This is a genomic window from Cellulomonas composti, assembly GCF_007990245.1.
In the GTDB taxonomy this organism is placed as follows: Bacteria; Actinomycetota; Actinomycetes; order Actinomycetales; family Cellulomonadaceae; genus Cellulomonas; species Cellulomonas composti.
In genome coordinates this window covers 113,985-127,918 of record NZ_BJWG01000002.1, presented here as the reverse complement: position 1 = coordinate 127,918, position 13,934 = coordinate 113,985, and the positions used below count along the sequence as shown (strand labels likewise).

At 72.6% G+C, this 13,934-nt stretch carries 13 protein-coding genes; 2 read left to right on the top strand and 11 right to left on the bottom strand.

Features of this window, described 5'->3' with window-relative positions:
- Window positions 1–35: 35 nt before the first annotated feature.
- Window positions 36–974, top strand: coding sequence for an LLM class F420-dependent oxidoreductase (locus CCO02nite_RS03170; protein WP_146841596.1), 939 nt, complete (start codon window positions 36–38; stop codon window positions 972–974).
- On the opposite strand, the gene CCO02nite_RS03165 is transcribed toward CCO02nite_RS03170, so the two are convergent.
- The gene (locus CCO02nite_RS03165) at window positions 886–2,148 is read right to left on the bottom strand and encodes a glycosyltransferase 87 family protein (protein WP_246117311.1); all 1,263 of its coding nucleotides are present in this window, start codon (window positions 2,146–2,148) and stop codon (window positions 886–888) included. The genes CCO02nite_RS03170 and CCO02nite_RS03165 overlap by 89 nt on opposite strands.
- A gap of 67 nt (window positions 2,149–2,215) precedes the next feature.
- Window positions 2,216–2,422, bottom strand: coding sequence for a hypothetical protein (locus CCO02nite_RS15605; RefSeq protein ID WP_186812575.1), 207 nt, complete (start codon window positions 2,420–2,422; stop codon window positions 2,216–2,218).
- Window positions 2,423–2,629: 207 nt separating this feature from the next.
- Here CCO02nite_RS15605 and CCO02nite_RS03160 point away from each other — a divergent pair, with 207 nt between their 5' ends.
- Window positions 2,630–3,991 (top strand): uracil-xanthine permease family protein, encoded by a 1,362-nt coding sequence (locus tag CCO02nite_RS03160; RefSeq protein ID WP_246117310.1) that lies wholly within the window; start codon window positions 2,630–2,632, stop codon window positions 3,989–3,991.
- A gap of 76 nt (window positions 3,992–4,067) precedes the next feature.
- Here the strand turns inward: CCO02nite_RS03160 and CCO02nite_RS03155 are convergent, their stop codons facing one another.
- From CCO02nite_RS03155 to CCO02nite_RS03115, 9 genes are all read right to left on the bottom strand, one after another.
- Window positions 4,068–4,658: a LytR C-terminal domain-containing protein gene (locus tag CCO02nite_RS03155; protein ID WP_246117309.1), complete on the bottom strand. Its 591-nt coding sequence runs from the start codon at window positions 4,656–4,658 to the stop codon at window positions 4,068–4,070.
- A gap of 38 nt (window positions 4,659–4,696) precedes the next feature.
- A complete protein-coding gene (locus CCO02nite_RS03150) occupies window positions 4,697–4,993 on the bottom strand; it encodes a type II toxin-antitoxin system VapB family antitoxin (protein ID WP_186812562.1) in 297 nt (98 codons plus the stop codon).
- Window positions 4,994–5,183: 190 nt separating this feature from the next.
- On the bottom strand, window positions 5,184–5,387 hold the full coding sequence (locus tag CCO02nite_RS03145; RefSeq protein ID WP_146841594.1) for a cold-shock protein: 204 nt from the start codon (window positions 5,385–5,387) through the stop codon (window positions 5,184–5,186).
- A gap of 251 nt (window positions 5,388–5,638) precedes the next feature.
- Window positions 5,639–6,226 carry an ABC transporter ATP-binding protein gene (locus tag CCO02nite_RS03140; protein ID WP_186812561.1) on the bottom strand — a complete coding sequence of 196 codons (588 nt, stop codon included), beginning with the start codon at window positions 6,224–6,226 and terminating at the stop codon, window positions 5,639–5,641.
- The gene (locus tag CCO02nite_RS03135; RefSeq protein WP_146841592.1) at window positions 6,223–7,023 is read right to left on the bottom strand and encodes an ABC transporter permease; all 801 of its coding nucleotides are present in this window, start codon (window positions 7,021–7,023) and stop codon (window positions 6,223–6,225) included. The genes CCO02nite_RS03140 and CCO02nite_RS03135 overlap by 4 nt, the downstream gene beginning before the upstream one ends.
- On the bottom strand, window positions 6,992–8,077 hold the full coding sequence (locus CCO02nite_RS03130; protein ID WP_146841591.1) for an ABC transporter substrate-binding protein: 1,086 nt from the start codon (window positions 8,075–8,077) through the stop codon (window positions 6,992–6,994). Before CCO02nite_RS03130 ends, CCO02nite_RS03135 begins: the two co-directional genes overlap by 32 nt.
- The gene (locus CCO02nite_RS03125) at window positions 8,074–11,256 is read right to left on the bottom strand and encodes an NAD(P)-binding protein (RefSeq protein ID WP_146841590.1); all 3,183 of its coding nucleotides are present in this window, start codon (window positions 11,254–11,256) and stop codon (window positions 8,074–8,076) included. Before CCO02nite_RS03125 ends, CCO02nite_RS03130 begins: the two co-directional genes overlap by 4 nt.
- A gap of 161 nt (window positions 11,257–11,417) precedes the next feature.
- Complete coding sequence (locus CCO02nite_RS03120; RefSeq protein ID WP_146841589.1) at window positions 11,418–12,242, bottom strand: META domain-containing protein; 825 nt, start codon at window positions 12,240–12,242, stop codon at window positions 11,418–11,420.
- A gap of 93 nt (window positions 12,243–12,335) precedes the next feature.
- Complete coding sequence (locus tag CCO02nite_RS03115) at window positions 12,336–13,925, bottom strand: zinc metalloprotease (protein WP_146841588.1); 1,590 nt, start codon at window positions 13,923–13,925, stop codon at window positions 12,336–12,338.
- Between the last annotated feature and the right edge of the window lie 9 nt (window positions 13,926–13,934).

Here is a 13,934-nt window from a genome sequence, read left to right as displayed (position 1 = left end):
GCGCCTGAGCCGCGGACCTGGGGCAGGATGCCGGGATGCAGCTGCGCGTGTTCACCGAGCCCCAGCAGGGGGCGTCCTACTCCGACCTGCTCCGCGTCGCCAAGGCGACCGAGGACCTGGGCTTCGACGCGTTCTTCCGGTCGGACCACTACCTGCGGATGGGCGACGGGGACGGTCTGCCGGGGCCGACCGACGCCTGGACGACGCTCGCCGGCCTGGCCCGCGAGACGAGTCGCATCCGGCTCGGCACGCTCGTCTCGTCGGTGACCTACCGCTACCCGGGCGTGCTGGCGATCCAGGTCGCGCAGGTCGACGAGATGTCCGGCGGCCGCGTCGAGCTGGGGCTCGGCACGGGCTGGTTCGCGGCGGAGCACGCGGCGTACGGCATCCCGTTCCCGGCCAAGAGGTTCGGCCTGCTCACCGAGCAGCTCGAGATCGTCACGGGACTGTGGGGCACGCCGGTCGGCGAGCGCTACTCGTTCGCCGGCGAGCACTACACGCTCACGGACTCGCCCGCGCTGCCCAAGCCGGTGCAGTCGGCGCGCGGGGTCCCGGGCGTGCCGGTGATCGTCGGCGGCAGCGGGCCCGTGCGCACGCCCGCGCTCGCGGCCCGCTACGCGAGCGAGTTCAACCTGTCGTTCCCGGCGTTCGAGGACGTGGCGCCGCGGCTCGACGTCGTCCGCGGCGCGTGCGAGGCGATCGGCCGGCCCGCCGACGACCTCGTGCTCTCGGCCGCGTTCGTGCTGTGCGTCGGGCGCGACGAGGCGGAGTTCGGGCGCCGTGCCGCCGCGATCGGCCGCGCGCCCGACGAGCTGCGCGAGCACGGTCTGGCGGGGACGCCCGACGAGGTCGTGCAGCGGCTGGCGTGGCTGCGCGACCTCGGGATCACGCGGGTGTACCTGCAGGTTCTCGATCTGGCCGATCTGCAGCACCTGGAGCTGGTTGCGGAGCAGGTGGCTCCGGCGCTCGACTGATGCGCAGCAGCGCGACCACGCAGGTCACCGCGAGCACGACGAGCCCGACGTTGCGGGCCGCGAGCACGAGCGCCATGCCCGGGCCGCCCGTGACGAGCTGGGTGTAGCCGATCGGGAAGATGACCTGCGTGGCCAGCGCGAGCCCGGCCACCAGGGCCGAGGTGCCGCGCCAGCCGGGCAGCCGCAGCGCGAGGGCCACGGCCACGGGCGGCGCGACCCAGCCCAAGTACTGCGGCGAGCCCACCTTGTTGAACACGATCAGTGTGGTCGCGACGAGCAGCGCGCCGCGGGTCAGGAGCTGTGCGCGCAGCACGCGGTCGGCCCACAGCCGGTCGCCGGCGCGGCGCGAGCACCACCACAGGAACGCGCCGACGAGCCCGAGCCCGACGACGAACGCCGCCCCCAGCGCGTCCGCGGCCCACTGCGTGCCCGGGCCGTAGATCTCCCACGTCGTGATCTGCTCGTTCAGGCCGATCGTGACGCGCGGCGTGAACAGCGCGGCGAGCACCCACGGCGTCGCACCGACGGCCTCGACCTGCAGCCCGCGGCGGTGCTGCTCGGTGAGGAACGACCCCAGGTGCTCCAGCCCGCCGACGGCCCACACGAACGCGGTGATCGCCGCGCACACGAGCAGCGCGGGCACGACGACGTCGCGCCACGGCCGGCGCACGAGCGGCACGACCGCCAGCAGCAGCGCGCCGGGCGCGACCTTGACCCAGGCGCCGAGCGTGAGCAGCGCGGCCGCGAGCCGGGGCCGCGGGATCGCGAGCACCAGAGCGGCGATGACCATCGGCGCGACCACGGCGTCGAGCCGGCCCATCGCGACCGGCCCGAGCAGGAACGTGAACCCGATCCACCACCACGCACCCGTCGTGGACCGCTGCCGGTTCCCGACGAGCCGCGGCGCATGCAGCAGCGCGACCACCCCGAGCGCGTCGAACACCGTGACCCACAGGCTCCACGCGAGCGCGTAGCCGTGGCCGTACCCGGTCCCCCCGACCGCGGAGAGCAGCATCGGGACGAACGCGCCGATCGGGTACACCCAGGCGGTGTCGATGCCCTGCCAGACGCCGATGTTCAGGCCCTGCCACGCCCACCACCGGTACAGGTCGACGTCCCAGAACGTCTGCGCGGGCGCGAGCACGACGCCGACCAGCAGCAGCCAGCCGTGCACCAGCGCGAAGGCGCACCACAGGGCCGCGTGCGAACGCAGGATGCGGTCCAGCGGGTACCTCCAGGGGTCAGAGGACGGGCTTCTCCGGCGGCGGGACCGCACCGGTCTGGGACCCGACCAGCGGCGGGAAGGGGTGCTCGTCACCCTCGGTCTCGTGCGACGCGGGCTCCGCGTGCGGTGCGCTCGCGATCACCGGGTCGGGCGTGCCGCTGTCCAGGACATGGTCCGGTGCGGGCGGGACGAGCGCGGGCTCGTCGGCCTCGTGCTTGTGCATGGTCGCCTCCAGGGCTCGTGGGCCACCGTCGGCAGTGGCCACGCTACCCCACGAAGATCGCACGCCCGGGTCCCATGTGCAGCCGGAACGTCGCCGATAACCTCGCCTCGGGTGACGGCGGGCGCCGAGCGGGGCTCACTCACGAACCGGCGGCGGAGCCGTCGACCGACGGAGGTCGATGTGGGCGTTGTGGGCAGGGCGCGGAGCGTGGCGGGCAAGGCGTGGGGCGCGGTCCGGCGTCAGTGGGGCTGGAGCGTGGCGGGCGACGGACGGACGATCCCGCCCGGCGGGGTGGTCGCCCCCGACGAACGGCTGTCGTGGCCGAGGACGATCGGGATCGGGCTGCAGCACGTCGTCGCGATGTTCGGCGCGACGTTCCTGGTGCCGATCATCACGGGCTTCTCGCCGCAGACGACGCTGTTCTTCTCGGCGGTCGGCACGATCGGCTTCCTGCTCATCACGCGCAACCGGGTGCCCAGCTACCTCGGCTCGAGCTTCGCGTTCATCGCGCCGATCGGCGCAGCGACGCTCTCGGGCGGCCAGTCCGCCGCGGTCGGCGGCATCCTCGTCGCCGGGCTCCTGCTGACGGCCGTCGGCGTGCTCGTGCACGTCGTAGGCACGCACTGGATCGAGGTGACGATGCCGCCGGTCGTGACCGGCACGATCGTCATGCTCATCGGCTTCAACCTCGCACCCGCGGCGTGGGGCGTGAACGAGGACAGCGGCTTTCGCGCCGCGCCCGTGACGGCGATCTGCACACTCGGCGCGATCGTGCTCTGCACCGTGCTGTTCAAGGGGATCCTCGGCCGGCTGTCGATCCTCGTCGGGGTCGTCGTCGGGTACCTCGTCGCGCTGCTCCGCGACGAGGTGTCGTTCGAGGCCATGCGCGGCGCGTCGTGGATCGGGCTGCCGACCTTCGTGACCCCGACGATCAAGCCGGGTGTCCTGGCGCTGTTCGTCCCCGTGGTGCTCGTCCTGATCGCCGAGAACATCGGCCACCTGAAGTCCGTGACGGCCATGACGGGCCGCGACATGGACCCGTACACGGGACGTGCGCTGCTCGCGGACGGCGTCGCGACGACGTTCGCGGGCCTGGGCGGCGGTTCAGGTACGACGACGTACGCGGAGAACATCGGCGTCATGGCGGCGACCAAGGTCTACTCGACCGCGGCGTACTGGGTGGCTGGCCTCACCGCGCTCCTGCTGTCCATGTCGCCCAAGTTCGGGGCCGCAGTCGCCACGGTGCCCGCCGGCGTCATCGGCGGCGCCGCGACGCTGCTCTACGGCATGATCGGCCTGCTCGGCGCCCGCATCTGGATCCAGAACAAGGTCGACTTCTCCGACCCGGTGAACCTGACGCCTGCGGCGATCGCGCTGATCGTCGGCATCGCGAACTTCACCTGGCAGGTGGGCGACCTGACGTTCACGGGCATCGCGCTCGGGACCGCCGTCGCGATCGGCCTCTACCACCTCATGCGCGTGCTCTCGCGCTGGCGCGGCACGCACCAGGAGCCGGCCTCACCGGCATCCGTGCCGGGTGGCGACGAGCAGGACGTGCTCGCCCACTGAGGTTGCGTACTGAGGTCGCGTACTGCGGTCGCGTGGGAGGTCGCGCAGGGGGTCGCGTGCTGAGGTCGGGGGCTGCTCAGCCGGCGGCGGGGGTCGGGGACGCCGAGACGGTGGGCGCCGGTTCGACGATGTCCGCGTACGGCGTGCACCCAGCGGGGGCGACCAGCGGTACGGTCGGGTCGAGCGTGATCTCCTCGGGGGCGACGAGCGCCTCGAAGTCGGTGCCGAGCGTGACGTCGACCGTCGCGTCCTGGCGGCCGTCCAGCAGGAAGGTCACCGTGGTGAACTGCTCGGCAAGGGTGTAGCCGGCGGCCACGCCCTGCGCGCCGAACGTGATCCGGGCGGTGCCGTCGTACTCCGGCTGGTTCCCCGTCGAACCGGCCGTGAAGCCGCGCTCGACGAGCTGGCTCTGAGTCGCGGCGGCCAGCCCGCCGGTGGTCGTCGAGTTGTACACGTTGACGGTGATGGCGCTGTACGCGACCGGCAGGGCGCCTTCGGGCGGGCACGGGAAGTTCGCGCGCGTCGGCGTGGGCGTCGGCTCGGCCTCGAAGTCGCGGTTCATGAACGGCAGGTCGAGGCTTTCGGTGTACACGGCCGCAGCGCCGAGCCCGACGACGGCGAGGGCCGCCAGCAGGACGCCGAACACGACCGCCTGACGTTCACGCATGTGCCGGCGGCGTAGGTTCCGCGCGCGGTCGGGCTCGCTCACTCGATCACCAGTACCCGGGCGTGCAGCACGGGACGCTGCTGCAGGGCGGCGCGAACCGCCCGGTGCAGCCCGTCCTCGAGGTACAGCACGCCCTTGTACTGCACCACGTGCGCGAACAGGTCTCCGTAGAACGTGGAGTCCTCCGAGAGGAGGGCGTCCAGGTCAAGCGTGCGCTTCGTGGTCACGAGCTCGTCGAGCCGCACCAGGCGCGGCGGAACGTCGGCCCACTGCTTCATCGTCTCGAGCCCGTGGTCCGGGTAGGGCCTGCCCTCGCCCACCGCCTTGAAGATCACGGAGGCCACTCTAGGGCGTCATCCGGCCCGAACGAGGGACAGGAAGTGCTGGCCTGTCGCGTCGACGTACCGTGCGGACCGGCAGATAGACCTGTCGACCCGTGGAGAGGTGGGACCTGGGACCCGTCCTCGCGTGGACGCCGAAGGCCCCGGCGTGGAGCCGGGGCCTTCGGGATGTCGCGAGCGACGATCAGATGGGCTGGATGTTCGACGCCTGGGGGCCCTTGGGGCCCTGCGTGACCTCGAACTCGACCTTCTGGTTCTCCTCGAGCGAGCGGTAGCCGCTCGACTGGATGGCGGAGTAGTGGGCGAAGACGTCCGGGCCGCCGTCGTCGGGGGCGATGAAGCCGTAACCCTTCTCGGCGTTGAACCACTTCACGGTGCCAGTTGCCATGGCCTTGCTCTTTCCTGCTGTGCTCCGACACGGAGCGGGGACGACCCCGGCGGCGCCGGGACCGGTGAATCACGGTGTCGTCGTCCGCCGGGCCGGAGCCCTGCCACCTTGCGGCGGCGGTCATGACAAGCGATGCACTGCGACTACGTCGCACACGGTACAGAAGAAAACGCCTCCGCGTCTCCCCCCGGGCACATCTGCGTGCACATCTTCGTGCCGGACGCTCCGTCGAGGGGCCATCCGGGAGGGCGTCAGGGGACCAGGGTACCGTCCGCGAGGCCGACCAGTCGCGCGCCCAGCCGCTCGGCGTCGCGGGCGTCGTGCGAGACCAGGAGCGTGTGCCGGCCTGCGCAGGCCTGCGCGACGCGGTCGAGCACGTGCCCACGCGCGTCCTCGTCGATGCCGGTCAGGGGCTCGTCGAGCACGACGAGCGGGGCGTCCGTGAGCAGCGCACGCGCGATCGCGACGCGCCGGCGCTGACCGCCCGAGAGCTCGCGCACGGGCCGGTCGTGGGCCTCGTCGGGCAGCCCGAGGTCGGCCAGCTCCGCACGGACGGCGTCACGCGTGACGTCGCGGGGCAGCACGAGCCGGACGTTGGCGACCGCGTCGAGGTGCGGGCACAGCCGGTCCTCCTGGAAGACGGCGGCACGTCGGCACCCGTCGGTGCGCACCTCGCCCTCGTCGGGCACGACGAGTCCGAGCAGCACGCGCCCGAGCGTCGTCTTGCCCACGCCGTTGGGTCCGGTGACCGCGACGACGCCGACCGGCAGGTCCAGGTCGAGCCCGCGCAGCACCCAGCGACCGCCCAGGCGCACGCCGACGCCGCGCAGCCGGATCACGACGCACCCCCGGGTGCGCTCTGGGCCGCCGTGGGGTGCGCGAGCAGCGCGGCGACCAGGCGCTCGAGCGTGAGGCTGAGCGCGATGACGACGAGCGTCCAGGCGAACACGTCGGCGCTCTCCAAGAGCAGCTTCGCGTCGTAGAGCCGCTCGCCGATCGTGCCGGCCGGCAGCCCGATGACCTCTGCCGCGATCCCGCTCTTCCACGCCAGCCCGACGCCCACGCGGCAGGCCGCGGCGAAGAACGGCAGCACCGCCGGCACGTCGACGGCGGCGAGGCGGCGCTGCCAGGGCACGCCGAACACCGTGGTCATCTCGAGCAGCGCGACGTCCCGGTGGCGCAGGCCGGTGAGCACGGCGGTGTGCACGACCGGCAGCACCATCAGGGTCGAGACGACCACCGAGAGCCGCACGGTGTCGACCCAGATGAGCACGAGGATGATGAAGCTGACCACGGGCGCCGCGCGGACCGCCCCGAGCAGCGGCGTGACCAACGCGTCGACCGTGCGCGACCGCGCGGCGAGCGCGGCGGTGAGCGTGCCGAGCGCGGTGCCCAGGAGCAGCCCCGCGACGATCCGCACCATCGAGGTCGCCACGGTCGTCCAGAACTCGGGCGTCACGACGAGCTCGCCGAGCCGGGTCAGCACCTCCACGGGGGAGGGCAGCAGGATGCGCTGTCCGACGAGAACGGCCGCGACCTGCCACACCACCAGCCAGAACGCGACGACCAGCACCGGGCGCACGGCCCGGCCGACGTCGGCGCGATCAGCCGCCCGGGGTGTAGTAGAAGTCGTCACCGGGTAGCGCTCCCCCCACGCTGGCGGGGTTGGCGGCGAACAGCACTGCGAGGTAGCCGTCCAGGTCCGTACGGAGGTCGGCGCCGTCGATGTACGTGACGTGCGACGCCGGGATCGCGGCGGTCGCGACCGCCGCGGCCGGGACGATGCCCGCGGCCGCGATGAGCGCACCGGCCTCGTCGGGGTGCTCGTTCGTGAACTGGGTCGAGGCACGGTAGTCGGCGAGGAACTCGTCGAAGGCGGCGCGGTGCTCCGCGAGGAACGGCGTACGCACGACGACCACGCCCGTGACCAGCCGCGACGGCGTGACGTCCGCCCAGGCGTCGGTCAGGTCGATCGCGACCCGCACGCCTTCGGCCTGCTTGGTCACGACCGTCGCGTACGGCTGCGGCAGCACGGCGACGGCACCCGGCGTCGCGGCGAGCCGTGCCGCGACCTCGGTCGCCTCGCTCAGGTACTCGATCGTCACGTCCTTCGTCGGGTCGAGGCCCGCCTCGGTGAGGACGTGCTCGAGCACGTACTGCGGGCTCGCGCCCTTGCCGGTGCTCAGGATCGTGTGCCCGCGCAGGTCGGCGACCGCGTGCACGGTGTCGCCCGCCTCGAGCACCTGCAGGACGCCGAGAGTGTTGATCGCGGCGACCTTCACCTTCGCGCCGCCGTCGCCCCCGGTCTTGGCGTACAGCACGCTCGCCAGGTTGGCCGGCACGAGCGCCACGTCGACGTCGCCCTGCAGGATCTTCGGCAGCACCTCGTCGGGCGTGCCATAGACCGTGACCTGGTAGTCGTGCCGCGCGGTGCCCTGCGCGGCCTCGTCCATGAGCTCGACGAGCCCCATCGTCGTGGGGCCCTTGAGCGTCGCGATCCGGAACGTCGTGCGTTCGGCGGTCGGCTCAGGGGTCGGCTCGGGCGCGGGGGCGCTCGGGCTGCTCGTCGGGCTCGACGAGACGGGTGCGGTCGGTGCCGCACCGGGGTCCGCGGTCCCGGCGCACGCGGCCAGGGCCAGCGCGAGCAGCGCGGCCTGCGCCGCGGCGAACCACCCTCGACGCGCGCTCATCGCACGACCTCCGGCTCCGTCGCGCGGAACGGGGCGTACGACGTGTGCAGCAGCCGGTGCGCGACCGGCGACCCGGGTTCTCCGTAGAACTCGTCGTACAACCTCAGGATGTCGGGGTTCCCCTGGCTCGTGCGATGCGTGGCCGTGCGGTCGATGTCGACGAGCACCTGCTGGCGCGCCGTCATCTCCTGCACGTCGTCGGGGACCGGGTGGCCGGCGCCGTTGATGCAGCCGCCGGGGCACGCCATGACCTCGATGAGGTCGTAGCCGACGTCCTCGCCCGCGCGGATCCGCTTCGCGAGCTGGTCGACGTTGCCCAGACCGTTGATGACCGCGACGCGCACGGTGGCGCCGCCCGCGACGACCGTGGCCTCCTTGAACCCCTGCAGCCCGCGCACGTCGTGCATGTCGAGGTCCGCCATGGGCTCGCCCGTGAGCTTCTCGACCGCCATCCGCAGCGCCGCCTCGGCGACACCGCCGGACGCGCCGAACAGCACGCCCGCGCCGCTGACGCGCGCGTACGGCTCGTCGAACTCCGCCGGCTCCACGTCCTGCGGGGACAGGTGCAGCATCTCGACCATCTCGAGGAACTCGGTGGTCGTGAGGACCGCGTCCACGTCCCGTACGCCGTCGGTCGCGAACTCGGGCCTCGCCGCCTCGTACTTCTTCGCGAGGCACGGCACGATCGAGACCGTGTAGAGCTGTTCGAGCGGGATGCCGACGCGCTGCGCGAAGTGGCTCTTCACGGTCGCGCCCATCATCTGCTGCGGGGAGCGGCAGCTCGACAGCAGCGGGATCAGCTCGGGGAAGCGGCGCTCGACGAGGTTGACCCAACCCGGGCAGCACGACGTGAGCTGGGGGAGGCGCTCGCCGCTGGTCACCCGCTCGAGGAACTCGGTGGTCTCCTCGACGATCGTCAGGTCGGCCGCGAACACGAAGTCGAAGACCTTGTCGAAGCCCACACGACGCATCAGGCCCGCGATGAAGCCCGACGCCTCGTCGGGCGCGAGGCCGTAGTGGCTCGCGATCACGCTGCGCACGGCGGGCGCGACGAACCCGACGACCGTGCGGGCGGGGTCGTTCATCGCGGAGAACACGCCGCCGCGCTCGCGGGTGTAGTCCAGCGCGCCGCACGGGCACGCACGCACGCACTGGCCGCACGAGACGCAGTCGGTCAGCCCGAGCGGCTCGTCGGTGCGCGTGCCGACCGTCAGGCGGCCGCCCTCGAGCTGGAACGCGAGGACGTCGACACCCTCGACCTGTGCGCACGCCGCGACGCAGCGGCCGCACGAGATGCACTTGTTGTGGTCGCGCACGATGAACGGGTGGTCCTGCGCGATCGGGGTGTACGGCCGGATGTGCAGCGGCGTCGCGAACTCGACGCGGTGTGCGGTGGCCTGGTCGCGCAGCGAGCAGTGGTTCTGCTTGGAGCAGCCGCACTCGAGACAGCGGGCGGCCTCGTCGCGGGCCTGCTGGGCCGTCAGGCCGAGCTCGACCTCGACGAACGAGCCGATGCGCTCGGCCGGCGGCAGTGCGGGCATCACGGCCCGGCGGGCGCGCGGCACGACCTCGAACTCGTCGCGCGGCAGGTCCTCGAGCGTGCCGCGGCTGCACGCGTAGTCCTCGTGGCTCGGGCGCACGTAGCCCTGCCGGACGAACTCGTCGATCGCGGTCGCGGCGCGGCGGCCCGCCGCGACGGCCTGGATCACGGTCGCCGGGCCGGTCACGCAGTCGCCGCCGGCGAACACGTTGCGCTCCGAGGACTGCATGGTGGAGCCGTCGATCTCGACGTCGCCCCACTTGTTCAGCCGCACCGGCAGGTCGTCCCACAGGAACCCGGTGTCGGTGGTCTGGCCGATCGCGCCGATGATCGTGTCCGCCGCGATCGTGAACTCGCTGCCGTCGACCATCACGGGCCGGCGCCGGCCCGAGCGGTCCGGCTCGCCGAGCTCCATGCGCATGCAGGTCAGGCGCAGGCGGTCGCCGTCGGCCTCGATGCTCGTCGGGGCCGCGAGGAAGACCATCTCGATGCCCTCGTGCAGCGCCTCGTCGATCTCGAGGGTCTCCGCGGGCATCTCGTCGCGCGTGCGCCGGTACACGAGCTTGACGTCCGTCGCGCCCTTGCGCAGCGCGGTACGCACGCAGTCGATCGCGGTGTTGCCGCCGCCGATCACGACGACCGTGTCCCCGACCGGCTCGTCGGTGCCCTTCACCACGTGCCGCAGGTAGTCGATGCCCAGGTGCACGCCCGGCAGGTGCTCGCCGTCGAGCTTGAGCGGCGTCGCGCGCCACGAGCCCACCGCGAGGTAGACGGCGTCGAAGTCCCGGCGCAGGTCCTCGAGCCGCAGGTGCGTCCCGAGCGCGCGGCCGGTGACGATCTCGACGCCGATCGCCTGCATGAAGGCGATCTCCTCGTCGAGCGTCGCCTTCGGCAGGCGGTACTCGGGGATGCCGTAACGCATCATCCCGCCGGGCGCGTCCTGCTTCTCGAACACCGTGACCCGGTGGCCCGCGATCGCCGCGTAGTACGCCGCGGAGAGCCCCGACGGCCCGGCCCCGACGACCGCGATGTGCTTGCCCGACGGCTCCGCGAGGTGCGGCATCCACGACTCGGGCTGCTCGCGGTCCCAGTCCGCCACGAACCGCTTGACGTGGTTGATCGCGAGCGGCTCGTCGACGAGGTTGCGCCGGCACTCGTCCTCGCACGGGTGCGGGCAGACGCGGCCGCACACCGACGGGAAGGGGTTGCGGTCCTTGATGACCCGGATCGCGGCCTGGAAGTTCCCGGTCGCGACGTGGTTGAGGTACGTCTGGATGTCGATGTGCGCCGGGCAGGTCTGGACGCACGGCGCGAGGCAGTCGGCGTTGTGGTCGCACAGGAGCTGTTCGAGACGCACCTTGCGGTAGTCCTGCAGCCGGTCCGAGCCGGTCGTGACGACCATGCCCGCCGTCACCGGCGTGATGCACGCCTTCACGTCCCGCGGGGAGTCCGCGCCGACCTCGACGACGCACAGCCCGCAACTGCCGTTCGCGCGTTCGAGGCGGCCGTCGTGGCACAGCGAGGGCACCTCGACGCCCTCGGCCCGCAGCGCCTGCAGCAGCGTGACGTCGGCCCGCAACCGGACCTCGCGCCCGTCGACGGTGACGGTGACCCGTCCGTCCTGGTCGGCCTCGAGCACAGCACCCCTCCGTCTGCCTGGTCTGCCGGCCGCGGCGGGGTGCGATCGGTCCTGCGACCGACCCGGTGAACGCCGTCCTTGGCCCTCTAGGGCGACCGTAGAGCCGCTCCGACGGCCGCAGGCCGGACTTCCGGCCTAGGCCGGTGCAGGTGCGGGAGGTGTCAGGCGGCGACGAGACGGCCCAGCTCGGTGCCGTCGGCGTCGAGCAGGACGAGCGTCTGGCCGTCGAACGCCGCACGCGAGGCCCCCGCGACCCAGCTCGGCACGGGCGCGCCCTCGCAGCCCATCATGGTCGAGGCCCCGCTCGTCGCGAGGAACCGACCGTCGTCGCCGACGGCCCACCGGCCACCGGAGCCGTTGCAGCCGTCCGACGCGCTGTAGGTGCCGTTCTCGTCGAACGTCACGCCCGGCTCGGTGGAGACCGTCAGGCCCTCGGGCACCCAGGCGCCCACGATGCCCTCGGAGGTCGCGGCCGTCATGCCGGAGGGCACCGCCGCGGGTTCGTCGACCAGTGCGGCGAGGGTGTCCGCGTCGGGGGTCGGGACGCTCGTGTCGTCCTCGGTCCAGACGTCGGACGGGTCGGGAGCGCCGTCGTGGGTCAGCGTCGCGACCACCGCGCCGTCCTCACCGAGCAGCGCGACCGTGTCGTCGGACACGCGGAACGCGACCGCGTCCGCCAGCCACGGCACCGCGGGTTCGTCGTCGCCGCACTCGGCCGGCCACCCGTCCGTGACGCCCAGGAACGTGTCGTCCGCGCTCCGCCACGAACCGGACAGCACCCCGCAGTCGCGCAGGAGCCGCAGCTCGACGACGTCCATCCGCAGCCAGGTCGCGTCGCCCTCGCCCTGCGCGTCCGCGACCTTCCACATCCCGACGAGGTCGGCCGCGTCGCCCTCGCCGCCGCCGGGTCCGTCACCTGCGCCCGCGCAGCCGGTCAGCGCGAGCGCGACGAACCCGACCGTGAGCACCACCCGTGCTGTCGACATGATCGCCTCCTTACCGTTCCTGTGTCGCGTGCAGGCCCGCCCTTGCGGCTCGTCGTGAGCGAGGGCCTGCTCGTCGGACGCGTCCCGGAGGTCTCAGGGCGTCACGACGACGGTCGCGTAGCCGTTCGCCTTGAGCGACTGACCGGCGCGGCCCGGGTAGTAGACCTGCACGGGGTAGGAGCCCTTGGCCCACGGGCCCGAGGCGGTCCACGTGGCGCGGCCGTTCGCGTCGAGCTTGACGTTGATCGGCGTGCCGCCGTCGATCGTGATCCGCGGGACCGCGTAGGACTCACTGCTGCCCACCGAGGCGTCGATCACGCGGATGTTGACGCGCGCCTTCTGCCCGACCTTCGTGGCGAGCGGTGTGACCACGACGACCGGCAACGCCATGCCCTCGCGGGTCCACCGCGGCGGCGTCGCCGCGCCCGTCCCACCGGTGACGATCTGGACGGTGGCGGCGGTGGCCGTCGTGCTCACGACCTTCATCGCGAGCCGCTTGCCGCGGTCGACGAACCACTCACCCTTGCGGGTCGCCGCCCACGTCTCGTCGGCCGCGATCGTCGTGTGCGTGATCAGCCCGCCCGACGTGAGGTTCGAGACCTGGACCCCGCGGCGGTAGTCGACGAGCCCACCGGCCGGCCCGTACAGGAACGGGTACTGCGTGGCGTAGAACGTCTTGGCGTCGGGCCCGCGGCCCGCCCGGTACTCGAAGAACCAGGACGTCCCGGTCTTCGGATCCGTCACCTTCACCGAGTTCACGGCACCGGCCCCGACCGCGGCGATCGTCACCGTCGTCGTGCTGCCCCACGTGAGCGTCCGGCGCGCGGCGGCGGCCTTCGGGAGCGCGAGCTGCTCCTGGTAGGCGGCGTCCAGCGTGCCCGGCGCGTAGTCGTTCACGCTGAACCCCATCGGCCCGAAGGCGCCGAAGTACTCGTAGGTCTTGCCCTTGATCTCCAGGTTCGAGTGCGCGAGGCCCAGGTTGTGGCCGAGCTCGTGGGCGGTCGTCGGCAGGTCGGGCGCGACGATCATCATGTAGCCGCCGCCGATCGTCGCCAGGCCGGTCCACCCGTAGGCGCAGTCGCTCGGCAGGTACACGACGAGGTGGTTGGCCCAGCCCCAGGCGACACCCGGGAACTTCGCCGCAGCCTTCGCCCACAGTTCGTACACGTTCATGTCGCACGCGTTGGCCTGCGTGAACGAGATCGCCTTCGTCGTGTCGAAGCTCGTGATGCCGCCCTTGCCCTCGCGCACCCAGTACGACTCCATCGACTTCGTCGTCGCGGTCGCCTTGGCGAGCGTCGTGGTGTCCGACGACGTGGGGTCGACGATGTCGACGACGTACGCGTGCAGCGCCGTCGGCCGGCTGACCTGCGGCGTCAGCGTGGTGCTCGGCCGGGCCGCCGTGACGGTGGGCGTCGCCGTGCTCGTGTCGAGCGTGACGGTCGCGGGCGCTCCGACCGCCCCGCGCAGGCTCGTCGGGACCTTCACCTCCGTCAGGGAGCCGTCGTCACCCTCGAGCACCCACGTGGAGGTCGGTGCGTCGTGGTCGTCGATCGCGACCTCGAGCAGCGTGCCGGTGGTGGTCGTCGTCGGCGGCGTGGCGGCGTCGGCCGCGGACAGCGCCGTCCAGGGCAGGGCGACGGCCAGTGCGAGGGCGACCGGGAGCGTGCGGCGAGGTCTCATCCGGCGATA